Annotated in this window: 14 protein-coding genes; all 14 read left to right on the forward strand. The window is 39.6% G+C overall.

From position 1 onward, the window contains the following. Position 1 precedes the first annotated feature (1 nt). The 14 genes from AC1DVP_RS14810 to AC1DVP_RS14875 all read left to right on the forward strand — a co-directional run bounded on the left by AC1DVP_RS14810 (position 2) and on the right by AC1DVP_RS14875 (position 26,518). Positions 2–1,585 carry a RagB/SusD family nutrient uptake outer membrane protein gene (locus AC1DVP_RS14810; protein WP_477184260.1) on the forward strand — a complete coding sequence of 528 codons (1,584 nt, stop codon included), beginning with the start codon at positions 2–4 and terminating at the stop codon, positions 1,583–1,585. 13 nt (positions 1,586–1,598) lie between these two features. Continuing rightward, entirely contained in the window at positions 1,599–3,107 is a 1,509-nt protein-coding gene (locus AC1DVP_RS14815) for a glycan-binding surface protein (RefSeq protein ID WP_477184261.1), read from the forward strand. A 93-nt stretch (positions 3,108–3,200) separates the two neighbouring features. After that, a complete protein-coding gene (locus AC1DVP_RS14820) occupies positions 3,201–4,667 on the forward strand; it encodes a cellulase family glycosylhydrolase (RefSeq protein WP_477184262.1) in 1,467 nt (488 codons plus the stop codon). Positions 4,668–4,851: 184 nt separating this feature from the next. Then, on the forward strand, positions 4,852–6,321 hold the full coding sequence (locus tag AC1DVP_RS14825) for a cellulase family glycosylhydrolase (protein ID WP_477184263.1): 1,470 nt from the start codon (positions 4,852–4,854) through the stop codon (positions 6,319–6,321). A 181-nt stretch (positions 6,322–6,502) separates the two neighbouring features. Beyond that, positions 6,503–8,518 (forward strand): NPCBM/NEW2 domain-containing protein, encoded by a 2,016-nt coding sequence (locus AC1DVP_RS14830; RefSeq protein WP_477184264.1) that lies wholly within the window; start codon positions 6,503–6,505, stop codon positions 8,516–8,518. Between the two features lie 488 nt (positions 8,519–9,006). Continuing rightward, the gene (locus AC1DVP_RS14835; protein ID WP_477184265.1) at positions 9,007–10,851 is read left to right on the forward strand and encodes a glycoside hydrolase family 127 protein; all 1,845 of its coding nucleotides are present in this window, start codon (positions 9,007–9,009) and stop codon (positions 10,849–10,851) included. A gap of 220 nt (positions 10,852–11,071) precedes the next feature. After that, the gene (locus AC1DVP_RS14840) at positions 11,072–13,507 is read left to right on the forward strand and encodes a glycoside hydrolase family 2 TIM barrel-domain containing protein (protein ID WP_477184266.1); all 2,436 of its coding nucleotides are present in this window, start codon (positions 11,072–11,074) and stop codon (positions 13,505–13,507) included. 211 nt (positions 13,508–13,718) lie between these two features. Continuing rightward, positions 13,719–15,251, forward strand: coding sequence for a glycoside hydrolase family 43 protein (locus AC1DVP_RS14845; protein ID WP_477184267.1), 1,533 nt, complete (start codon positions 13,719–13,721; stop codon positions 15,249–15,251). 183 nt (positions 15,252–15,434) lie between these two features. Continuing rightward, positions 15,435–17,351, forward strand: a complete 1,917-nt coding sequence (locus tag AC1DVP_RS14850; protein ID WP_477184268.1) for a cellulase family glycosylhydrolase — start codon at positions 15,435–15,437, stop codon at positions 17,349–17,351. A gap of 95 nt (positions 17,352–17,446) precedes the next feature. Next, positions 17,447–19,069, forward strand: coding sequence for an alpha-L-fucosidase (locus AC1DVP_RS14855; protein ID WP_477184269.1), 1,623 nt, complete (start codon positions 17,447–17,449; stop codon positions 19,067–19,069). 108 nt (positions 19,070–19,177) lie between these two features. Further along, positions 19,178–20,815, forward strand: a complete 1,638-nt coding sequence (locus AC1DVP_RS14860) for an alpha-L-fucosidase (RefSeq protein ID WP_477184270.1) — start codon at positions 19,178–19,180, stop codon at positions 20,813–20,815. Between the two features lie 80 nt (positions 20,816–20,895). Then, entirely contained in the window at positions 20,896–21,249 is a 354-nt protein-coding gene (locus tag AC1DVP_RS14865) for an L-rhamnose mutarotase (protein WP_477184271.1), read from the forward strand. Positions 21,250–21,302: 53 nt separating this feature from the next. Further along, a complete protein-coding gene (locus AC1DVP_RS14870) occupies positions 21,303–23,207 on the forward strand; it encodes a T9SS type A sorting domain-containing protein (RefSeq protein WP_477184272.1) in 1,905 nt (634 codons plus the stop codon). Positions 23,208–23,359: 152 nt separating this feature from the next. Further along, positions 23,360–26,518, forward strand: coding sequence for a glycoside hydrolase family 2 TIM barrel-domain containing protein (locus tag AC1DVP_RS14875; protein WP_477184273.1), 3,159 nt, complete (start codon positions 23,360–23,362; stop codon positions 26,516–26,518). Positions 26,519–26,528 lie beyond the last annotated feature (10 nt).

Genomic DNA, 26,528 nt, shown 5'->3' on the forward strand with positions numbered 1-26,528 from the left:
TATGAAATATATAAATTTAAAAATGATTTGTGTTTTGTTTGCTGTGTTTTTTGCAGTAAGCTGTCAGGATGATTTTCTCGACCGACCTTCTCAGTCAGAGACAAGCACTGAAAATTTTTATCACACAAAAGAAGAGCTTAGGTTAGCTACAGCGGCACTTTATGGTAGTAAAACATGGGCACAATGGAATAACCTCGCATACCTTCCATTAGGGGACATATTAAGTGGAAACCTGATCCTGCCGTATCAAGGTGTAGATCTTGTGCAACTTAACACGTTTACGCTTTCAGGAGCCAACGGACGTTTAACAACCGGCTGGAATGCGCTATATATTATAGTGGCTCAATGTAATACCACAATTAAGGCTATAGAAAGAGCGCCTGCAACAATTTCTGAAGCAGATAAAAATGCTGCAATAGCCGAAGCAAGATTTATTCGAGCCATGGCATACTATCATCTTGTTATGTTATGGGGAGAAGTGCCTATCATTGAAGATAATTCGAAGTTAATAGAAACTCCTTTAGTAAACAAAAATAAAGTAGCAGATGGGTATCGATTTATTACTGAAGATTTAACTTTTGCTGTCAAAAATCTTCCTGCAGCTGATGTGAAAGGTAGGGTAACTAGCTGGTCAGCAAAGGGAATGTTAAGTAAAGTGTATTTAACTATGGCAGGACTAGGTCAAACAGGTGGTAGTACACGTAATCAGGAATATTTGGATTTGGCAAAAAAATATGCAAAAGATGTAATTGAAAACAGCGGCTTAACTTTACTTCCGAGTTATAAAGATCTTTTTAGAACACAATTCAATGATAATCCAGAATCATTATTTGCACTACAATGGTCTGCGACTACAGGATGGATGGAAGGAAATCAATTGTTGACATATTCGCCAAGCAATGAAATTAACCCTCAAAAAACGAATGCTTGGGGAGCTCCATCACCTAGTTATGATTTGTATTTATCGTATACTAGGCAGGATTCTATAAGACGTAAAGTGAGTATTATGCTCACTGGAGACCATTATACCGAGTTAAATGCTGCTGGTGGTGGCTATACTGCTACTGCACCATGGATGAAAAAACATATTATAGGTAATGAAGCAGACAACAATACACCTGCAATGTCAGCTTTGGGTTCTATACAGCATAATGCATTATTGAGATTAGCAGATGTTTATTTAGTGTATGCTGAGGCTGTCTTAGGTAATAATGGTTCTACAAGTAATGCTGATGCGTTATTGTATTTTAATAAGGTAAGAGAGCGTGCAGGGGTAGATCCGGTAACGGTACTTAATACAGATGTAATTTTAAATGAAAGAAGGGTTGAATTTGCTTGTGAAGGACAATATTGGTATGATTTGGTAAGACTTTCTTATTATAATCCTATAAAAGCCATTGATCTTCTTAATAATCAAAAAAGAGTAGTATTTGACTATAATAAAGATACTGAAATAGCTACACCTAAAGATCCTATAGCTATTATTAATCCTGCAACTGTTGCCACTTTTACTTTACAATTGCCTGCAACAGAAATAATTGCTAATCCAAAATTGAATCAACCTTCAGTTCCTTATTATGAATAATAAATATATAAATATGAAAAAATTATTAAATAACCGTATTAGTCATTTGCTATTTTTAAGTATGATGTTGATTGTTACAATGTTAACTTCTTGTAATAACGATGATGATTTAAATGGTGCTCCTGTTATTACAACAGTAAGGAATTATGCAGCCGCTCCTAATGATACATTAGTGACAAAAATTGTCCCTGGGCAATGGATTGTAATCCATGGAAAGAATCTAAAACAAGCCATTAAGATAAGTTTTAATGGTAGTCCAGCTAAGTTCGATGGTGGATTGTTTTCAGACGACACAGCTGTTTTACAAGTTCCTTGGTCTTTGCCTTTTAATAACATTGATCCTGATGTTGTTAATACTATACAATATGTTACCAATACCGGAACAACTACTTTTAAATTTGATGTAATTCCACCGCCAGCTACCATCACAGGCAATTCGATGACTGCTGCTACTAAGGTTGGTGATTCAATTTATATTTACGGCACCAATTTATATTTGATTAAAAAATTGACTTTAGCCGACATGGATATTTCTTCATTTAAAACGGCAGATGATGGTAGTTCTGTAGGATTTATACTTCCGGTAATTAATAAGCCAATGCCTTGGGCAGGAGTGCTTGTTGCTGCATCTGGTACCTATGAATTTGATGTTTTAATCGTTCCGGAAATTTATGCTGTTTCTAATGCAAATCCTTCGCAAGGTGATTTGGTAAGGGTGTATGGTAAAAATTTGAATGGTATTTCAAGTTTTAGTTTTGGAAGTAAGGCTGTTACAGCTTTTACCGAAGATCCGGATGGTACTTATGTAGAGTTTACAGCTCCTGATATGTGGAGCTACACTAGTGGAAAAGTGACTATTGTTAATACTTATGGAACGGTTTCTACTCCTTATGATATAAATACTCAAAATAACAAATGGTTAGGTCTTTTAGCAAATTTTGAGTGGGGTGATTATTTTGGGTACCAATGGTGGGGAGATATTTCTTTAGCTTTTGGTCCCGTAGCCGATTTTAATGGTTCGATGGGAACAAATAATTCTATGTACGTGTATTTTAATACTCCTGTTTTAGATGGCGGTGCCAGTAAGTACGCCCCATTAGGTAATTCTAATACTGGTAATAAATGGATACCTGCGGAGAATATTTCAGATCCTGTTGAAAACTGGGGGCTTCAATTTGAAATAAGTGTGGCTCACCCATGGGATGGTGGTACTCTTTATATTAGAACTGAATTTGCAGGTGATAATTTTGTAGCGCGTTATGAGCCTTGGAAAATCCCTGGTTCTAATAAGACTCTTGCTTATAAAACGAATGGTTGGCAAACAGTAACTATTCCTTTGTCTGAATTCAGATCAAAAGTTCTCACATTAGGAGATGGTGAATCAGCTTCTCGTTTAAACCAATTATTAGGGTCTACTGGTGCGAGTAGTTATAATATGACACTTAAAAATTTCGCTTCTTTTAAAACAACAACAGGTTTTTATGCCGCTATTGACAATATTAGGGTTGTGAAAATTAAATAACATTTTTTAAGTAAAGACCTGCATCTATTTCATAAAAGTTAAAATTTTTGCAGGTCTTAAATAAAAAAAATACTAATTATTAAAAAGTAAAAAATGAAAGTAAAACATTTTTATAAAATTGTACTACTGCTGATCGTTACCGGATTTTCGGTCTCTTGTTCCAATAATGAGGATGAAGCTCCAGAATTATCGGTTTCAGAGAAAACTGTTTCTTTTGAAGCCGGAGGAGGTACATCTGGAGAAATTACCATTAAAGCAAACAGTAAATGGAGTATTAGTAATTCCTCACCTTGGTTGCAATTAACCCAAACAAGCGGCAATGGTGAGGCTGCTGTACTAACATTAACAGCCTTAAGTAATGGAACTAAATTATCTCGTTCTGTTATACTAACTGTTGAGGCAGATAATGGTCAGGCTCGAAGAATTACGGTTAAACAATTAGGTAGTTTATACCCATCATACAATTTATCGCCTAAAGCTCCCGATGAAACAGGAATGGGCAGTACAGCGATGCAATTGTCGGGAAAAATGCTTATGGGAATAAATATTGGCAATACCATGGAATCACCAAACGAAGGGGAGTGGGTGAATAGTAAAATTACAGAATTGTATGTAAAATTTTTAAAACAAAAAGGTTTCAATGCCGTACGGCTTCCAACTGGCTGGGTTTGGAGTCATTTAAGTGATCCGGATAATGCTAAAATTGACCCAGTATGGCTTAACCGAGTGAAAGAAGTAGTTGGATGGTGTGTGGCTAATGATATGTATGTGGTACTGAATACTCACGGAGATGCTGGCTGGCTTGAAAATAATGTCAATGCGGCAAAGCAAGAGTCCGTTAATGCTAAACTAAAGGCGGTTTGGGAGCAGATTGCTACAACAATGCGTGATTTTGATGAGCACCTTATATTTGCAGGCACGAATGAGCCTGCGGTTGATAATGCCGAGCAGATGGCCATACTCGATAGTTACCACCAGACATTTGTTAATGCAGTTCGCGCTACCGGAGGCAAGAACAGCTACCGTGTGCTGGTTGTGCAGGGGCCTAGGACTAACGGTGAATTAACTTATAATCTGATGAATACGCTGCCAAAAGACAATATTCCTAACAAGTTGATGGTTGAGATACATAACTATACGCCTGCTACATTTACGCTACTAACGGAAGGAGATGTAAGTTGGGGAAACATGGTTTACTACTGGGGGGCTGGTAATCATTCTACTATTGAGCCGGAACGCAACGCCACCGGTGTTGAAGAGGGTGCGATCGATGCTGAATTCCAAAAGATAAAAGAGAAGTTTGTTAATAAAGGTATCCCTGTGATGCTGGGTGAATATGCAGCCTGGAGGAGGAATGCCATTAACAACGCGAATTATCTTCCTAAGGATCTGGCTAAGCACAACCAGTCTGTAGATTACTGGACAACTTATGTGACCAAGCAGGCTAAAGCGAATGGTATTGTGCCATTCTATTGGGAGACAGGTTTTATGTTTGACAGAAAGAATAATGTGGTAATGGACCAACCTATGTATGATGCCATTGTTGCAGGATATAAATAAAAAGTAAGATGCTATAACTAAATAGAAATACAGTTTTGCAGAGGTTCATGCATAGAGACTGAATTTAAAAAAATCTGTGACTCTTAGGAGTCACAGATTTACTACATATAGGGAATCTCACTGGAATCATGACTTTTAAACTTGAAATTTATTAATTGAAATAAATAATTCTAAAAAGTAAAAAATGAGACTTAAACATTTTTATAAAATTGTACTACTGCTGATCATTACCGGATTTTCGGTCTCTTGTTCAAAAAACGATGAGGAACCACAATTATCGGTTTCAGCAACAACTGTTTCTTTTGAACCGGAAGGAGGTACATCAGAAGAAATTACCATTGAGGCAAACAGTGCATGGAGTGTTAGTAATTCGGCAACATCCTGGTTGCAGTTAAGCAAAGCGAGTGGCGATAATGGGACTGCAGCCACAACAATAACTGCTGCAAGTAACGAAACCCAGTTTACCAGGTCTGTTGTACTAACTGTTGAGGCAGCTAATGGTCAGGCCCGAAGAATTACGATTACACAAACAGGTAATTTATATCCATCATATAATTTAACGTCTAAAGCTCCCGATGAAACAGGAATGAGCAGTACAGCGATGCAATTATCGGATAAAATGCTTATGGGAATAAATTTTGGCAATACCATGGAATCTCCAGTCGAAGGGGAGTGGAATAGTAAAATTACCCTAGAGTATGTGAAATTTGTAAAAGGATTAGGTTTCAATGCTGTAAGGCTTCCTACCGGATGGGTTTGGAGTCATTTAAGCGATCCGGCAAAAATGAAAATTGACCCTGTATGGCTTAAACGTGTGCACGAAGTGGTTAAATGGTGTGTGGATAATGATATGTATGTGATGCTGAATGCTCACGGGGATGATGGCTGGCTGGAAAAAAATGTCAATGCGGCAAACCAAGAGGTGATTAATGCGAAGCTAAAGGCGATATGGCAGCAGATTGCTACAGAAATGCGTGATTTTGATGAGCACCTTATATTTGCCGGCACAAATGAACCTTCGGTAGAGAATGCCGAGCAGATGGCCATACTTAATGGTTATCACGAAACTTTCATCAAGACAGTTCGCGCTACCGGAGGTAAAAATAGTTATAGAGTGCTGGTTGTACAGGGACCTTCAACTGACATTATTAAAACTTCTCAGCTGATGACTCCAACTACGCTTCCTCATGACCAAATACCTAATCGTTTGATGCTTGAGGTACATTTTTATGGACCTTGGCATTTTAATCTGCCAAAAGATGGAGTATATAATGCGGACACCAAAGCGAGTTATTACTGGGGGGGTGGGAACCATTCTATTATTGAGCCATTGCGCAACGCGCCTGATGGAGAAGAGGATGATCTCCGTGTAGAATTAGGAAAGATTAAAAAGTTTGTTGATGCAGGTATCCCTGTGATGCTTGGTGAATATGCAACATGGAGGCGTTCTGCCGAGCATGGCGACGTGCAGATTCCTCTGGATACGGAGATGCACAACAAATCTGTAGATGCCTGGACAACTTTTGTGACCAAAACGGCTAAAGCTAATGGTATGGTGCCATTCTTATGGGAGATAGGTTTTATGTTAGACAGAGCTAATAATAAGGTAAWGGATCAGGCTATGTTAGATGCCGTTAAAGCAGGATATAATTAAAAAGTAAGACGCTATAACTAAATAAAAATACAGTTTTGCAGGGTATCATGTATTGGTACCATTAAGTAAGGACTGAATTTAAAAAATCTGTGACTCTTAGGAGTCACAGATTTACTTAATAAAGAATTCCCAGTGAAACAATGGGATTTAAAATTTATTGATTCTGAAAAAAAAACAAAAAATGATACTTAAACATTTTTATAAAATTATTTTACTGCTGATCGTTAACGGTACTCTTTCAGCACAAACTGTTTGGTTGGATCAGCTGGATCTCAGCGTAGCTTCACAGGGCTGGGGCATACCTAAAAAAAACAGGACGGTTGATGACAACATCATGACCATCGCAGGCAAAACATTTGAGCGCGGCTTCGGCACACATGCGGAAAGCTCTCTTTTTATTCGGCTTGATGGTAAGGCAGATTCGTTTACCGCGCAGGTTGGCATTGATGATGAGGTGAAAGGGCGTCAGCCCGACGTAGAGTTTATTGTATACGGCGATGGAGCAAAGCTTTGGTCGAGCGGTGTAATGCATGAAGATGATACTGCACGGCTATGTAGTGTGAAACTTTCGGGTGTGAAACAACTTGAGCTGCGGGTAATAGACGCAGGAAACGGTGGCAGCGATCATGCCGACTGGGCAGATGCAAAATTTGAGGCGGTCGGCGTATCAACTTTTGCTACTTTTTATCCTGTCCCAAGTGAGCCCTACATTCTTACCCCTGAACCATCGGCAAAACCGAAGATCAATAGCGCAAGCGTTTTTGGTGTCCGCCCGGGCTCTCCGTTTCAGTTCAGGATACCTGCCACCGGAGACCGTCCAATGACCTTTCAGGTTACCGGCCTGCCTCAGGGACTAAAGCTGGACCCAAAAACAGGACTTATCACCGGCAAGCTTGAAAAAGCCGGCACTTACGCTGTTCAATTGAAGGCAAAGAATGCGAAAGGCACAGCCGAAAAAAGTTTACGCATTATCTGTGGTGATAAAATTGCCCTTACCCCGCAAATGGGCTGGAATAGCTGGAATTGTTTCGCTCATGAAGTTTCCGGTGAAAAAGTTAAGCGCGCCGCGGAAATAATGGTGAAAACAGGACTTATAAATTACGGATGGACTTATATAAATATTGACGACTACTGGCAAAATAACCGCGATTCGAAAGATCCTTCCCTGCAGGGCAGGCTGCGGGACGAGGCTGGTACTATAGTTCCCAATAAAAAGTTTGGAGATATGAAAGCCCTGACAGACTATGTGCATGGTCTCGGTTTGAAGATCGGCATCTATTCCAGTCCCGGCCCCTGGACCTGTGGTGGCTGTGCCGGCAGTTATGGTCATGAAAAGCAAGATGCCGAAACGTATGCCAAATGGGGTTTCGATTATCTGAAATACGATTGGTGCAGTTATGGAGGGGCGTTAAATGGAATACCTGATAACGACCCAAGCAAAGTAATCTCTATCTCTTACAATGGAGGTTATCAATTGGCTACGGCCGTCAAACCATACAAACTAATGGGAGAGTACATCCGTCAGCAGCCCCGCGACATTGTTTTCAGCTTGTGTCAGTACGGAATGTCGGATGTTTGGAAATGGGGCGATTCGGTAAATGGAAACTCCTGGCGTACAACGAATGATATAACGGACAACTGGTCCAACGTTAAAGGCATTGCATTGGCTCAGGATCAGTCTGCAGCCTTCGCTAAACCCGGTAACTGGAACGATGCGGACATGCTGGTTGTAGGACATGTAGGCTGGGGGAACCTTCATCCGACCTTGCTTAGACCAGACGAGCAGTATCTTCACGTCAGCCTTTGGAGCCTTTTCTCTACTCCTCTGTTAATTGGCTGCGATATGGAAAAGCTGGATGCTTTTACCCTGAATTTATTGACAAACAATGAAGTGATTGCTGTTAATCAGGATGCTCTTGGCAAACAGGCTACCTGTGTTCAGACTATCGGAGATCTGCGCATTTATGCAAAAGAATTGGAGGATGGCAGTCGTGCAGTAGGCTTTTGCAATTTCGGTCTGGAGAAAGTGGATATCTCTTACAAGGATCTGAATAAGCTTGGTATTTCAGGAAAGCAAAAGGTGCGTGATCTTTGGCGGCAGAAAGACATTACAACAATCCATGCGGACAAAGAGGCTCTTTCGGTGAAGGTTCCGTTGCATGGCGTGGTTCTGTACAAATTTACGCCGGTTAAATAGCAGGATCAGATCTCTTAACCTGACTCGATTACCAAGTAAGGAAGCTTACTTGGTAATCATTTGGGATAAACTTAATATGCAGGGTTATGGTTGTTAAAATATTTGGTTCAGGCCTTGAGGCTCGTAACAATGAAGTCCTTAAAGGTTTACCATAGCAGGCAATGGCCAAAATTTTTATTGGGCTTCTGCAAAAATAGAAGATAATGAAATTATTGTAACTTCTGATAAAGTAGATTTTTCCGTCGCAGTTCGTTATGCCTGGGGGCGGATAACCTTGATTGTAATTTAATTAACAAGGTAGGGCTTCCCGCCATACCTTTTCGTACGGATATATGAAAAAAAAAACACTAAATAAATTTTCAACTAAACACAAATTAATGAAAAATTTTATTTTTCTCTTAATATCAATATTTAGTGCTTTTTGTACAAAAGCACAAACAAAGTATAGCGATTATCCTATTAAAGCATTAAATATTCAAAATGTAGTATTGACCGATAGTTTCTGGCTACCCAAAATTAAGGTCATTCAGGATACTACCATTCCTTATGCTTTTGACAAATGTTCAAAGGAAGGGCGAATGGAAAGTTTTCTTATTGCGGGTGGAATGAAAAAAGGCAAGGTGCACGGGAAAATGCCCTGGGATGATTCAGACTTATATAAGATCATAGAAGGAGCTTCTTTTTCGCTTATCAGCAATCCTAATCCTGTTCTTCATGCCTACCTTGATTCCATTATCGCCATTATTAAAATCGGACAGGAGAAAGATGGATATATTACTACCTGGATGACCATAGACCCGACAACTTCTCCCGCAAATTGGTATAAACCGGCTGGGAAACGATGGGCTGGAGAAAGTGCGAGCCATGAGTTATACAATAGCGGACATCTTTTTGAAGCTGCATCGGCACATTACATCGCCACGGGCAAAAGAAATTTTTTAGATATCGCCATTAAAAATGCTGACTTGCTGGTGGCTGTCTTCGGTCCTGGCAAGCTTCAAATTCCGCCGGGGCATCAGATTGTTGAAACGGGATTAATCAAACTCTATCTTATTACTAAAAATGAAAAGTATCTTGAACTGGCAAAACTTTATCTGGACTGGAGAGGAGATCCAACGACTCATCAATTGTATGGAAACTCCAACCAGGATCACTTGCCTGTTGTTAAACAGGAAGAAGCAGTTGGACATGCAGTAAGAGCCGTATACATGTATGCAGGGATGACTGACATTGCTGCCATCTATAAAGATCAGGCTTATCTGAATGCTGTAGATAAGCTATGGGAAAATGTGGTCAACAAGAAAATGTATATTACAGGAGGTATCGGCTCGAGACATGATGGAGAAGCTTTCGGAGATAATTATGAATTACCCAATCTCACAGCATATAACGAGACTTGTGCTGCTATTGGTAGTGTATATTGGAACCATAGATTATTTCTTCTGACTGGTGAATCAAAATATTACGACATTATTGAAAGAACATTGTATAACGGATTGCTTGCTGGTATTTCTTTGAATGGGAATAAATTTTTCTATCCAAATCCATTAGAGTCGGATGCCAAATATACTTTTAACCATGGTTCCTGTACCCGCCAGTCCTGGTTTGAGTGTTCTTGCTGCCCAACCAATTTAATCCGGTTCTTACCCACAGTACCAGGGCTCGTTTATGCTACTCATGAAAAAGATTTATATATCAATCTTTTTATGTCTAATCAAGCGAAGTTAATTGTAGGAGATACAAAGGTTGAAGTAAAACAACAAACTGGATATCCATGGAATGGGCAGGTTAATATTGAAGTTAATCCGGAGAAAGCAACAGCTTTTACCTTAAAGCTCCGTATTCCCGGATGGGCAGTGAATAAGCCTGTTCCCGGGACTCTTTATCAATACATAGGAGTAAATTCCGGAACAATGAATCTGAAGATCAATGGTAAAAATGAAAACCTGACAATGAATAACGGTTATCTTGAAATAAACAGAAACTGGACTAAGGGAGACAAAATCGAATGGTCAATTCCTATGAATGTCCGACGTCTTATTACCAATGAAAAAGTACAATCAAACAAAGACCTCGTCGCTCTTGAATATGGCCCTATTGTTTACTGTACAGAACAGATTGACAATGCCGGACAATTATCTGAAATGACCATTCATGACAATGATGAATTTTTTGTTGAGAACAAAAATATTTTATCTAACCAGGTTAACATTCTTAAAGGCAATATAGTCGGGTTAAAAGGAACTGACAAACCGATTTTTATACCCTATTATACATGGTCAAACAGAGGGGTGGGGAAGATGAAGGTATGGTTATCTAGAAAAGTTGAGTGAAATTCATGGAGTGGCTCTGTATAAATTTACGCCGGTTAAATAGCAGGATAATATCTTTTAATCTGAGCTCGATTTATAAGCAACGAAGCTTTATATGTCTCTCATTTATATAATGTAATATATTTTGTCAAAAATAAGTGAAACAAAATAAGAGTTTAAAAAAAATACGATAACCAATAAATAATTTCTTAGGCAGGCATCTTCCTAAAATTTAACAAATATGTACAAGCTAAATTCAAATACAAACAAATCCTATTATACAAAACTAAGAGCGTCGGTGTTCGTGCTTTTGGCAAGCTGTTTTTTTTCATGTTATGCGCAAAATATTGCTGGCATTGAGCGAAAGCAGTTATTTGATAATGATTGGAAATTCTTTTTAGGAGATCCTTTAACAGCCGCATCGAAAAAAATCAACGAGAAGAATTGGCGTAAGCTCGACTTACCTCACGACTGGAGTATTGAAGGAAAAATAGATCGTAAAAATCCGACAGGGAAAGATGGAGGATATTTTCCGGCCGGTGTGGCATGGTACCGGAAAACTTTCAAAGTTCCTCAAGAATGGAAAGGTAAAAATGTTTCCATTTATTTTGAGGGGGTTTACATGAATTCCGAAGTGTTTATTAACGGGGTATCGCTGGGAACATATCCTTATGGCTATTCATCGTTTAGTTATAACCTTTCGCCTCATCTTGCTTTTGGCCAGGAAAACGTCATTGCAGTAAGGGTGGACAATTCCCAACATAAGAACAGCCGCTGGTATAGTGGTTCAGGTATTTATCGGCATGTCTGGATGATGGTTACTGACGCTGTACATGTGGACAATTGGGGCGTAGCCATTACAACTCCTGAGGTGTCTTCAAAAGAGGCAAGCGTTCAGATAAAAACTTTGGTAGAGAATGAAACAAGTTCGCCTCAAAATATTATCCTTAAAACCCAGATACTAGCTGGAAATTCTAAAAGCGTTGCGGATAATCAAACGAAGGTACAATTACCTGCCAAGAGCAAACAGGAAGTTATACAGATCATCAAGGTTTTAAATCCTTTACTGTGGACACCGGAATCTCCCAGTTTGTACCAAGCACAGGTGCAGATAATAAAAGATAACAAGGTTGTGGATGATACGAAAACCAATTTTGGTATACGCTCCATAGAATATACTGCCGAAAATGGCTTTCGGCTTAACGGAAAAACAGTAAAAATAAATGGAGGCAATGTACATCATGACAATGGCTGCCTGGGCTCGGCCGCTTTTGATCGTGCGGAGGAAAGAAAGATTGAGTTGCTTAAATCCGCAGGCTTTAATGCGGTGAGAACGTCACATAATCCCCCTTCCGAAGCTTTTTTAAACACTTGTGATAAATTAGGCCTACTGGTGATGGATGAATCATTTGATTGCTGGAAATGGAAAAAAAACGAGCATGATTATTCCAAATATTTTGAAATGTGGTGGCAACGTGACTTGGAAGCAATGGTTAAACGTGACCTGAACCATCCTTCGATTATTATGTGGAGCATAGGCAATGAAATAGTGGAGAGGGGCGAACCTCAAGCTGTAGAAACCGCTGCAATGCTTGCAAAAGCGCTGAAGAAAATAGATAACACCCGTCCTGTTACATCCGCTGTGTGTGAGTTAAATGATAAACCCTGGACTATTTTTGATTCGCTGTTTGCGGTACACGATGTTGCCGGTTATAATTACAAAATGAACAACGCACCGGATGACCATAAGAGAGTTCCTTCGCGTATTATTCTTCAGACAGAGTCGTTTGCGAAAGATGCTTTTGACAATTGGAAGATGGTGCAAAACAATAATTATGTTATCGGAGATTTTGTATGGACAGCTATGGATTATCTGGGAGAATCAGGAATAGGCGGTTGGTATTATACTGTTGATGCACCCGAAATGTATCCATGGCATGGAGGCTATTGCGGCGACATAGATGTGATTGGTTGGAGAAAACCTATTTCACATTATCGAAGTCTGTTATATAACAATACCGAAAAATTATATATGGCAGTACGTGAGCCGGAAAAACCTTCTTTGGGAATTAAAGTCAACTGGTGGACGTCAGGGCCTACCTGGGAAAGCTGGACTTGGCCGGGGTTTGAAGGGAAAAATGTTCAGGTTGAAGTTTATTCAAAATATCCCAAAGTTCGACTTTATCTCAATGATAAACTCATTGAAGAAAAAGCAACGGCTGAGGAGCAGCAGTTTAAAGCTACATTTTATGTGCCTTATTCATCTGGTATTTTAAAAGCTGTGGGTGTAGAAAATGATAAAGAAATTGAATCAAAAGTTCTTCAAACTTCCGGCGATGTTGCAAACATAAAACTAACTGTTGATCGGAAAGAAATATTGGCAAATGGACAAGACTTGTCTTATGTAACAATAGAATTAACAGACAAAAATGGAATAATTCAACCGAATGCCGCGAACCCTTTGCAATTCAAAATTAAAGGTCCGGGTATAATTGCCGGAGTTGATAATGCCGATTTGCAAGACTTCGATCCATACGTTGGCAATTCACGCAAAGCATGGAAGGGACGCGCCTTGGGGGTCATTAAAAGCACTCACATTACTGGAGATATTAAGCTTACAGTTAGTTCACCGGGTTTACCTGAGGCTGTTTTAAATGTCAAAACAGTTAAGCCCTGATTTGAGTAAAAAAATATTTATTGAAGTCAGGGGACAGGACACGGAATAGGTTTGTGTGGAGCAAAAAATTGATGCATTATAAAAGAAAATTATAAAAGCATTCACTCGCCCCGGGGAAGGATTAACCTGTTTGTTACAGTTGCTTAAAGAATAATAATTAATTGAAATTAACCCTTAACGAGTATCCGTTTTTGGGTAAAATAAAAAAAGCATGTTTAGAAAAAAAGTATTATTAAGTACAGCCGTTGTTATGGCTGTTCTGGGAGGCAGAGAATCTGCAGAAGCTCAGACCAGTGCAGGTAAATCGAAAAAGTTTAAAGAAAACCTGGTAGAAAAATTCGCAAATGTTTCGCCGAAGCTTACTTCCAATGATGCGAATCCATTATTAGATTTTATGTTTACGGCCGACCCGACAGCTGTAGAATACAATGGAAGAATTTATGTGTATGCCACGAATGATCATCAACAGTACGAGCATGTAGGAAAGGAAGGGAAAAATTCATACGAGCATATCCATACACTGGTCATGATGTCTACCGATGATATGGTCAACTGGACATATCATGGTCTCATAGATACTGCAAAGCTGGCACCATGGAGTCAGAATTCCTGGGCGCCTTCCATTACATCCAGACAGGAAGCAGATGGTAAGACTCACTTCTATTTGTATTACTCCAATAGCGGTGTTGGCTCAGCCGTGCTTACTTCCACCTCTCCCGTTGGTCCGTGGAGTGACCCGTTAGGAAAGAACATAGTTGACCGTTCTGTTCCCGGTGTAGATGTAGATGCTCCATTCGATCCCGGAGTTCTTATTGACGACCAGGGTACAGGCTGGCTGACTTTTGGAGGCGGAACGCCTAAAACCAAATATATGCCGGATAATGCCAGAATCGTCAAATTAGGAGCAGATATGATCAGTTTGGCGAGCGATGTTGCCAAGATCCCCGCTCCTTATTTTTTTGAGGCCAGCGATCTTAACTTTATCAATGGAACCTGGGTTTATACCTATAATACGAGTTGGGAACCACGTACTGAATGGCCTTATACGAATATTGATAAACCAACCCAATGCAATATGTCCTATATGACGAGTAAAACACCCTTAAATCCGGATAGCTGGAAGTATCGCGATAATTACTTTAAGAATACAGGCGATGTTAATGTGGGGCCTTTGACAAACAATCACACGCACCTGTTCAAGTTTAAAGAGAAATATTATATTGCTTACCATGCCATGTATTTACAGGATTATTTTGGCACTAAGGGTGGTTTTCGTAATGTAGGTATCGAAGAAATGCAAGTGGATGAAAAGAATGTGAATATCCCTATGGGCAAAGCAACTTTTAAAGGTCCGTCACAACTTAACCCATTAAATCCATTTGTTCTTCAGCAGGCAGAAACTACAGCAGGCACTTCGGGGCAAGTCCAGTTTGAAGCTGTTGGTAATGTGGGCAATATGGCTGCCAAAGGAAAAGCAGATAAACAATGTCTCATGGTTCGGGGAGCTGATTTCAGCAAACAGATTCCTAAAAAATTTGAAGCCAGGGTGAAAGGAAAAGGTAAAATTGATGTGTATGTAAATAATTTGAAAGGCACACCTATTGTTTCTCTTACATGTGATGGGAAGGAATGGACTACACTCTCAAAGAAAATAGGACAGAAAATAGATAAAGGAGTTGGGAATATTTATTTTGTATTTAATGGAGAAGATTTTTTGTTTGATGAATGGAAATTCATTTATTAATCCGTTACTGGTCTTGTAACTAACAGCACAGATGTATCCCCATGCTTTCTTTGTTGGTCATAATAATAAGGATGAAAGGCAATAAAGCTTTTTTGAGTTCAGATGATTCAGAATTTGAAACAAAAAGGTAGAATAATATTTAAAGTGTTTCTATACTATCTAACCAATTAAACCATTAAAATTATGAATTTCAAACATTTTTACAAAGTATTAGTATTACTTATTGTTAATATGATTTTTCTTTCTTCATATTCACAACCCGTGAGCTATCCGTCTTATAATACCTCCCCAAAACCAGCCGATGCTACGGGTATGTCCAGTAATGCCGTGCAACTGGGGGCAAAAATGCATTTGGGAATAAATTTTGGCAATACCATGGTAACCCCAGAAGAAGGTGAGTGGACTGGTAAAGTTACCGAATCGTATGTGAAATTTGTAAAACAAAAAGGTTTCAATACTGTACGGCTTGCCACTGGCTGGGTTTGGGGTCATTTAAGCGATCCGGCAAAAATGAAAATTGACCCTGTATGGCTTGCCAGAGTGAAAGAAATAGTTGGATGGTGTGTGGCTAATGATATGTATGTGGTACTAAATGCTCATGCGGATCTTGGCTGGCTGGAAGATAATATTAATGAAACTATGAAAGACTCGGTTAACGCTAAACAAAAAGCGCTTTGGGAGCAGATTGCTACCACCATGCGTGATTTTGATGAGCACCTTCTTTTTGCAGGTACGAATGAACCTGATGTTCGAGATGCCCAGGGGATGGCCATACTTAATGGTTTTCATGAAACATTCATCAAGGCAGTTCGCTCTACGGGTGGAAGAAACAGTTATAGAGTACTGGTTGTGCAGGGACCTGACACTGATCCTCATAGAACTGCTGATTTGATGACTACGTTTCCAACAGACAACATTCCTAACAAGTTGATGCTCGAGGTGCATGACTACACGCCTTCTACATTTACGATATTAACGCAGGGAGATGCAAGTTGGGGCAAGATGGTTTACTATTGGGGAGCCGGGAATCATTCTACTATTGAGCCAGAGCGCAACGCCACAGGTGAAGAAGAGACTTTGATCGATAATGAATTCAAAAGGATAAAAGAGAATTTTGTTGATAAAGGTATCCCTGTGATACTGGGGGAATATGGAGCATGGAAAAGGAATGCCATTGACAACGCGAATTATCTTCCTAAAGATCTGAATAAGCATAACCAGTCTGTGGATTACTGGACAGGATATGTGACTAAACAGGCTAAAGCAAATGGTATTATACCATACTATTTTGAAACAGGTTTTATGTTTGACAGAGCTAATAATGTGGTAAAGGATCAGCCTCTGTTTGATGCCATTATTGCAGGATATAATGCTGCAGCAGTACCTTCTGTTACCTACGTTACTTTAGCCAACCGTGGTACTGGCTTGCGTATCGATGGAATGGGCAGAACCACAAATGGCTCCAACTGTGGACAATGGCCTAGTGGAGGAAGTTTTAACCAGCAATGGACCATAGAGACGGTTGGAAACTATGTGATGTTAAAGAATCGTGCTACAGGATTGTATCTTGATGGTATGTATAGAAATACGAATGGTTCCGCTGCAGGGCAATACAGTTTTAGTGGTAGTGATGCACAATATTGGACACGCGAAACTGCTGGAAGCTATGTTAAGTTTAAGAATAAGGCGACCGGATTATATCTCGATGGAATGGGTATAAAGACCAACGGTGCTGATTTAGGCCAATGGGCTGCAAGCAACCATAATAACCAGCAGTGGACGATCACTACAGTGGGGAATGGACAAACCGCCAAAATGGGTTCGATGTCTAAAGATGATATTGCAGAGGAGCCAAACTTTTCGATAGATTTTTCTCCAAATCCATTTGTTAATGATTTTAAGATTGAAGCTACAAAATTGAATGAACCAATTCGTGTCAGCATTTTTGATATTACTGGAAAAAAAATAGAAGCAGCAGAATCCTCTCCTGAATCAGGGCAATTGTTAATGGGGTCTTCATTGAAATCAGGATTATACATAGTACAGGTTGAAGGAGTAAACTTAAATTTCTCAAAATCATTTAAGATTCTTAAAAAATAAATAATGTTTTTATCTCAGCAATGTTGTTGGAACGATTTAGTAAGTCTGTTTGTTGAGATTTGAAAAAAGTATAAATATAAAAGTATAAAGGACATATGAAAATTGACCGGTTTATAGTGGCTTGTATCCTGTTTTCACATTTTTTGACAGCTCAGGAAAATTATGTATCGCCTATTAGGGAGGGTAATGAACCGGTTGCTGCCGGAAAGTTTGYACCAACCTGGCAATCGCTGGAGCAATATAAAACTCCGGAATGGTTTCGAAATGCCAAATTTGGAATTTGGGCGCATTGGGGTCCGCAATGTCAGGCAGAGCAGGGAGACTGGTATGCACGTGGTTTGTATGAAGAAGGTTCAGACTATTACAAATGGCATGTCGCTCATTACGGTCATCCCTCCAAAGCAGGCTTTAAGGAAGTAATCCATGATTGGAAAGCCCAGAATTGGGATCCTGAAAAATTGGTGAAATTATATAAACGTGCGGGTGCCCAGTATTTCTTTGCGATGGCCAATCACCACGACAACCTGGATTTATGGGATAGTAAGTATCAGGAATGGAATTCCGTACGTGTTGGCCCTCAAAAAGATATTGTAGCGGGCTGGGCTGGGGCGGCGAAAAAATACGGACTACCGTTCGGATTGAGTGTTCATGCTTCTCGTCCCTGGACTTGGTATGAATTTGCTCAGGGAGCCGATAAAAAAGGAGAATTCGCAGGAATTCCTTATGATGGAAAACTCGCAAAAGCCGATGGCAAGGGAACCTGGTGGGAGGGGCTTGACCCACAGGAGCTTTACGCCCAAAACCATGAACGTAGTAAAAGCGGAGATTTTAATAAGCAATGGAATTGGGGAGATGGTGCATCAGTACCCTCACAAGCATACTGTGACAAATTTTACAACCGTACTATCGATCTCATCAATAAATTTAATCCCGATTTACTGTATTTTGATGATACTGCTCTGCCACTTTATCCTATAAGCGATGCAGGGTTAAAAATAGCAGCCCACTACTACAACCATAATATGGCAAGCCACAAAGGCAAGCTTGAAGCTGTTATGTTTGGTAAAATACTGACCGAAGAACAAAAAAAATGTATGGTATGGGATGTGGAACGTGGTGCGCCTGATAATATACAATCTGATGCCTGGCAAACATGTACCTGTATCGGAAGCTGGCATTATAGTAGGTCGCTCTATGAGAACGGTTGGTACAAATCGGCAGCATCAGTGATACACATGCTGGTTGATATCGTTAGCAAAAATGGTAACTTATTGCTTAACATCCCGGTTCGGGGAGATGGTACTATTGATGACAAGGAAGTGGCAGTCCTTGAAAATATCGCCGCCTGGATGGATATAAACAAAGAGAGCATCTTCGACACCCGCCCTTGGAAACTGTACGGTGAAGGCCCTACCTCTGATGTATCAAACCCTATTAATGGCCAGGGATTTAATGAAGGGAAAATACAATATTCAGCAAAAGATATTCGCTACAATCAGAAAGGGAATATACTGTATGCTACTGCATTAGGAGTCCCTGAAGATAGAATATGCTTGAAGTCACTTGGCAAAAAGAAAGATAATGCCACGATCAGGAGCATTAAAGTACTCGGCAGCAATGAAAAGCTTTCATGGAAACAATATCCTGATTCGCTGGTGATCCAAAAACCTAAGATTATCCCCAATAATATCGCAGTAGTTTTTAAGATACAAAAGTAATTTTTGGGAGGGAAGTGGAAAGTATTGTAATGTCTGAACTGTTTGTTAATACCGGACGATATACCGGACAAAAATAAAAGAGATTGTTAAATCACACATACATAAAAAATGAAATGTAAATTATTTATAGCAGCCTGTATGCTGCTCTCGTTTCCTATGCTGGCTCAGGAAAATTATGTATCACCAATTAGAGAGGGTAATGAACCAGTTGCTGCCGGAAAGTTTGCGCCGACTTGGCAATCACTGCAGCAATATAAAACTCCGGAATGGTTCCGTAATGCCAAGTTTGGGATATGGGCGCATTGGGGGCCGCAGTGCCAGCCCGAACAGGGAGACTGGTTTGGGAGATTCATGTATAATGAAGGGGGAGACCAATATAAATGGTTTGTTGAACATTACGGGCATCCGTCCAAAGTTGGATTTAAAGAAGTTATTCGTGATTGGAAAGCCCAAAATTGGGATCCTGAAAAACTTGTAGCCCTTTACAAACGGGCAGGAGCCCAATATTTCTTTGCGATGGCAAATCATCATGACAATCTGGATTTATGGGACAGCAAATACCAGGAATGGAACTCGGTACGTGTAGGGCCTAAGAAAGATATTATGACCGGCTGGTCAAAAGCGGCTAAAAAATATGGCCTTCCATTCGGAATTAGTGTACACGCTTCACATGCATGGACATGGTTTGAGACATCCCAGCGATCAGATAAAAATGGAGCGCTGGCAGGTGTTCCGTACGACGGAAAACTTACCAAAGCCGATGGTAAAGGAACATGGTGGGAAGGACTTGATCCGAAGGAGCTTTATGCCCAAAATCATCCTTTGAGCGAAAAAAGTGATAAAGATATATTTGCGCTGTGGAATCAGTGGGATTGGGGCAATGGTGCATCAATACCTTCGCAGGCTTACTGTGAAAAATTCTATAATCGTACCATAGACCTTATCAACAAGTATAATCCCGATTTGATTTATTTTGATGATAGCGTACTGCCGCTTTACCCGGTAAGCGATGCGGGATTAAAAATTGCGGCTGATTTCTATAACCATAATATGGCAACCCACAATAACAAGCTGGAGGCTGTCCTGTTCGGGAAAATGCTGAACGATGAGCAAAAAAAATGCATGGTATGGGATGTAGAAAGAGGTGCTCCGGATAAAGCCCAGGATCTTCCATGGCAAACATGTACCTGTATTGGCGACTGGCACTACAGTAAGTCAGTTTATGAAAATAATGGATACAAATCCGCAGCTACAGTAATCCACATGCTGATTGATATTGTCAGTAAAAATGGAAACCTGCTGCTAAATATTCCTGTTAAGGGAGACGGCACGATCGATGATAAGGAAGTTGCAATTCTTGAAAAAATAGCAGCTTGGATGGATGTGAACAAAGAAAGCATTTTTGATACACGCCCGTGGAAGCTCTATGGTGAGGGACCTGCTTCAGAAGCGGTAAAACCAGTTAACAACCAAAGTTTCAATGAAGGAAAAGTAAAGTTGTCTGCCAATGACATTCGCTATAATCAAAAAGGGAAAATTCTTTACGCCACTCTTTTAGGTGTGCCTTCAGATAACATTAGCTTGAAATTGCTTGGTAAGAATAGATATAATGGTAAAATTAAGAGTATTKAAATCCTTGGAAGCAAAGAGAAACTTTTATGGAAACAGTCGGGCTATTCATTGGTAATTACAAAACCAAAAGTTATCCCGAACGATATCGCCATAGTATTAAAAATAAAACAATAATAGCCAAATTGAGCTATTGCCAGCAAAGGCTAAAGCAATAAAAATCATTATTATTTAATAACAGATTAATAATTTAAAAAATGCAAATTTCATTCAAACGTTACTGCAAAACCATGGAACTCCGTAACGATCCAGCATTAATTGAAGCGTATAAAAAAGCGCATGCCAAAGGGGCTGCATGGCCTGAAATAACCCAAGGTATGAAAGAGGTCGGGATTATCGATATGGAAATCTACCTTCTTGGAACAAAGCTTTTCATGATTATGGATACCACAGCAGATTTTGATCACGACAAGGCAATGACAGAATTAGCACTAAAGCCGCGCCAAAGTGAATGGGAAGCACATATGGCGCAATTTCAGGACAGTTCTGCCGAGGCAACCGCTGACCAAAAATGGCAATTGATGGAGCAGATTTATAAAATGGACAAATAAACTGCCTACTTAAAAAAAGTTATAATGATAAATAAATAAAATTTGGTATAGATATGAAATTTTTGTTCTTAAAAAAAAGTTTTTTTGTAGTAAGTTTTTGTTGTCTTTCCAGTATTGCAACATTTGCTCAGGTTGTTCAGATTACAGTAAATACTGCTGTAAACAAAAAAAAGGTATCACCAAACATCTATGGAAAAAATGACTTCTTTGACCACCCCGACCAATTTTATAAAGATGCAGGTTTGCGCTTTGCCCGTCTGAATGGTGGTAATAATGCATCAGCCTATAACTGGCAGGCAAAACTTACTGTTCATCCCGATTGGTATAATAATGTTTATGCTACTGATTGGAGTGTCTCGGCGCAAAAAATCAATACCAGCTTTCCTGATATGCAGGGCATGTATGCTTTTCAGCTACTGGGCAGAGTTGCATCCAACACCAATAATAACTTCAATGACTGGGGATACAATCAGGCACAATACTGGTCCGGTGTTAATCAGAATTTGGCTGGTGGAGGAACTCCTGATCCAAACGGCGGTGGTAAGGCCCTAGTTGACGGAAATCCTAATTTGTTCAGTAAGGCATGGCCAGCCGACTCTTCGGTGGGAATTCTAAATGATTGGTTTGGAGCCGGAGGTAAAGGACTTAACAAAGACCAGTTTGTATACTGGAATATGGACAACGAGGTAGATATATGGAACGGCACACATGATTGGGCTATGCCAACGTTACTATCGGCTTCTGCTTTTATGGATCGTTATATTGAATTAGCAAAGAAAGCGAAAGCTTTATATCCTGGTATCAAGCTCTGCGGGCCTGTTACAACCTCTGAATGGCAATGGTACAAATGGTCAAATGAAAGTATATACATCGATGGCAGGTATTATCCATGGATTGAGTATTTTATAAAACGCCTTGGCGATGAGTATAAAGCAACCGGCATCAAATTGGTCGATGTGTTAGATATTCACAACTACCCTTCGTATAATAATAATGATGCAGCGGCATTGCAGGGACACCGAATTTATTATGATACAAATTATGATTATCCGGGTTCAAACGGTATTAAAACAATTACAGGTGGTTGGGAGAACACACCTAAAAAACAATATATTTTCAAGCGCATCAACGACTGGTTAACCGAACATTTTGGTGCAAACCACGGCATAACAACTGGTGTAAGCGAATGGGGAACCATGTCAAGCAGTAATCCAAGCCTTGAATCTGTTATATATGCTTCGCATTTGGGCACATTTGCCAATAATGGCGTTGAATTATTTAGCCCATGGAACTGGTCTGTTGGTATGTGGGAAACTTTGCATCTTTTTAGCCGCTACGCTAAAGATTATAGTGTTTCCAGCACTTCTTCACTTGAGGACACAGTTTCGGCTTACACCACTGTTAGCCAAACTGGAGACGCGATGACTGTAATGATTGTGAACAAAGATATGAATGCATCACGTACTGTAACGGTAAACCTTAATGGTTTTTCTGCTGAAAATGGAAATTCCGAAACATTACAGCTTTCCTCACTCCCAGCAACAGAAACATTTGTATCTCATGCTAATAATGCCTTAAAAAAGAATACTGTAAATGTTAATTCAAATTCATTTACGATTACTGTACCTGCTTTGTCAACTACCGCAGTTTTGCTTAAGGCAAATGCTGCCCAATTATCGGTTAATGATGTGAAAAAATTGCCAGCTAGTGAAACAGTGGTGATTTACCCTAATCCGGTAAGCGATAAACTTCAGGTAAAATTTGATTTGGCAATTGCAGAGCCTACGGAAATAACAGTGTATAATCTTGCAGGACAAAGATTAAAAGTTTTTACTGTAAATAGTGACCGACAAGTAGTACATACCCTGGATGTGAATGCATTTTCTGCTGGTTCGTATTTCTTATCAGTAAAAAACAGCAGGTATAAAAAAACGATACCTTTTATAATTGCCCGATAAAATTAGCCAGCCCATGCATTTAATGGATATTGTATAGACACTGGTTAAAACTAATAAATAAGCTGGCATAATTAAATTAAAGACAGTGCCCGAAACGCTTAAAGAACCTGAAATTATTCTTAAAACCGAATAAGATTACTAATACAACAAGTATGAATAAATCAATCAGTATAATAAAAAAACTCTTTTTGGGAATCCTGTTTTTCTCAATAAATTTTCTTAATGCCCAAAGTCTTCCCGATTGGGAAAACCCTGATATTAATGGCATAAACAAAGAAAATCCCCATGCGTATGGTTTCTTGTCTGAAGAGAAAATGAATAATTCGATGGTTAAGTCGCTTAACGGTATCTGGAAATTTAAGTGGTCGCCTGATCCGCAATCGCGGCCGTTTGATTTTTATACGGAGAATTATTCAACAAAAAATTGGGACAACATTCTGGTTCCGGGAAACTGGGAACTCCAAGGATTTGGGACTCCGATCTATACTAACTTTGTCTATCCGTTCAAGCCTGATTTTCCAAAAGTTACCAACGAACCTGAAAAACATTTTACGAGTTTCCTTCAGCGAAATCCGGTGGGCAGTTATAGTACCACCTTTACCATTCCTGAAAGCTGGAACCAAAAACAGGTATTCATCAATTTTGGAGGCGTGCAATCAGCATTTTATATTTGGATAAATGGACAAAAAGTTGGCTATAGCGAAAATTCGATGTCCCCGGCCGAATTTGATATAACAAAATATATCCATAAAGGAGCGAATAAACTGGCTGTTGAAGTTTACAAATGGTGTGACGGCAGTTACCTGGAAGATCAGGATATGTGGCGATTAAGTGGTATTTTCAGGGATGTTGATTTAATTGCCCGTCCCAAAACCTATATCAGCGATTTTTTTGTAAAAGCTGTGCCGGACAATTCGTTTGACAACGCTAACATTTCTATTGGCCTGAATATCGATAATCGCTCAAACCAAAATAATGAAGGGCTGTACGCAGACGCTGAAGTTTCAGGTTTTTCTGCACAAGGGGAATGGGTTGATCTTTCTTTTTCCAAGAAAGCTGTGGTGATTCAAAAATCAAAGCAAGTATCAATCGAATTGAATTCATTGATAAAACATCCCAAGCTATGGTCTGCCGAAACACCGGATTTATACCGTCTTATTTTAAAACTCAAAAATAAAAAGAATGAGATTGTCGACAAGGCTGAATGTTATTTTGGCGTTCGTAAAATTGAAATTCGGGGAGATGTACTCTATGTCAATGGTAAAGGTGTTAAACTTAAAGGTGTGAACCGCCATGAGCAGCACCCGCGTGCGGGTAAGCATGTAAGCCGTAATATCATGATTCGTGACCTCGAGCTGATGAAACAGGCAAATATCAACATGATACGTACCTGCCATTATCCTGACGATCCTTTGTTTTATGAACTTTGTGACAAATACGGTTTTTATGTAATGGACGAAGCAAATCAGGAATCCCACGGTTTTGGTCTTGGAAATAAGGAAATGGGCGATAACCCAATGTGGAAAAAGCAGCATGTAGAAAGAGCCGTTGCGTTGGTACAGCGGGATAAAAACCATCCCTGCGTTATTTTCTGGTCATTAGGAAATGAAGGAGGCAGCGGACAAAACTTTGTAGCCATGGCGGATACCGTAAAGAAGCTGGATAGAAGCCGACCGGTATATTCTGATACAGATCGTAGTGTATCAGATATTTACGATGAAGGTTACCTGCATCCTGACGATCTGAAAAAGTTAGGGGAAAAAATAAAAGACAGGCCAGTATTTATGCGTGAATATGCGCATGTAATGGGTAATTCAGGTGGAAATCTTCAGGAATACTGGGATGTAATTTATGCCGATCCAAGCCTTACCGGTGCTGCCATTTGGGAATGGGTAGATCAGGGTCTGGCAAAGAAAAAGGATGGTTCTCCCCTAAAACTCACCGAACACCCGGATGATTATCAATTGAAAGATGATGAGTATTGGGCTTACGGCGGTGATTTTGGCGATAAGCCAAACGATGGAACTTTCACTATGAAAGGTTTGATTTCATCCGACAGAAAGCCACACCCTCATTATTTTGAGGTTCAGAAAGTGTATCAACAAGTAGCATTTCAGCTTTTAAATGATAAGGACATAACAGTTAAGGTTACAAATCATTTTGATTTCCTGTCGCTTGACAAATTTGATTTTGAATACGAATATACATCGAATGGTAAATCGTTACAAAAAGGCAAACTTAATTGTGATGACATTTTACCGGGCACATCTTCAGATATAATGGTTCCTTCGCCACAATTGGCAGGTACGATTTCCTCAGAAATAGGATTGAATATTTATGTTAGGCTCAAGACTGCAACCCTTTGGGCAGAAGAGGGTTTTTGCATTGCCCGTGAGCAGTTTATTATCAAACCCTATAACTGGACTAATATATCACCGGTTGAAAAACAGGTAATTGTAACAGAATCAGCTTTGCAAATTGAACTAAAAGCCGAAAAAATGTCCTTTACCATTGACCGAAAAAATGGTTCATTGGTAAGCTGGAGAGCAAATGGTAAAGAGTTGTTGAAAGGCAACCTTGAGCCCTATTTTTGGAAAACGCCGAACGATAATCAAAAGCAAAGCGGTTATTCGATAGAATTAGGCAAATGGAAAAAAGCAGCAGAAAACAGAATTGTTAAAAATGTTAATATAGTTAAACAAGGCAATTTAGCAGCTGTTAAGTTTGATATGAACCTGCCTGAAGTTGGTGCCAATTATACGCTGAATTACCAATTAAATGGCACAGGAAAATTACAAGTCGAGGCAACATATACTCCTTTGGGTGACACTATTCCACTGATTCCCAAATTTGGTATGAGGGTTCGTATTCCGAATAACTATAGTACTATTGACTGGTATGGTCGAGGGCCTTATGAAAATTACCCGGATAGGAAAACAGCTTCGCTGATTGGTTTATACCATTTAGCATTAGAAAATTTCACAGTTCCGTATCCGGTGCCGCAAGACAATGCAAATCGCGGCGACGTTCGCTGGTTCTCTTTACAGGCTCAAAACAATGAAACCTTTAAAATAACAGGTTTACAGCCTCTGAATTTCCGCGCATGGCCATATACGGAAGACGACTTGGAGAACACCGGACACGATTACCAGCTTCCGAAACGTGATTTTATTAACCTGAATATTGATTTGAATATTCATGGAGTTGGTGGTGATGATACCTGGGGTGCCAAAACAATGGAAAAATACACCAGTTCCGGTAATAAACCATATCACTTTGGATTTATTATGGAATATGTTAATAAACTGTAGTTAATTGTAA

It is taken from the genome of Flavobacterium sp. P3_A6 (genome assembly GCF_056403035.1).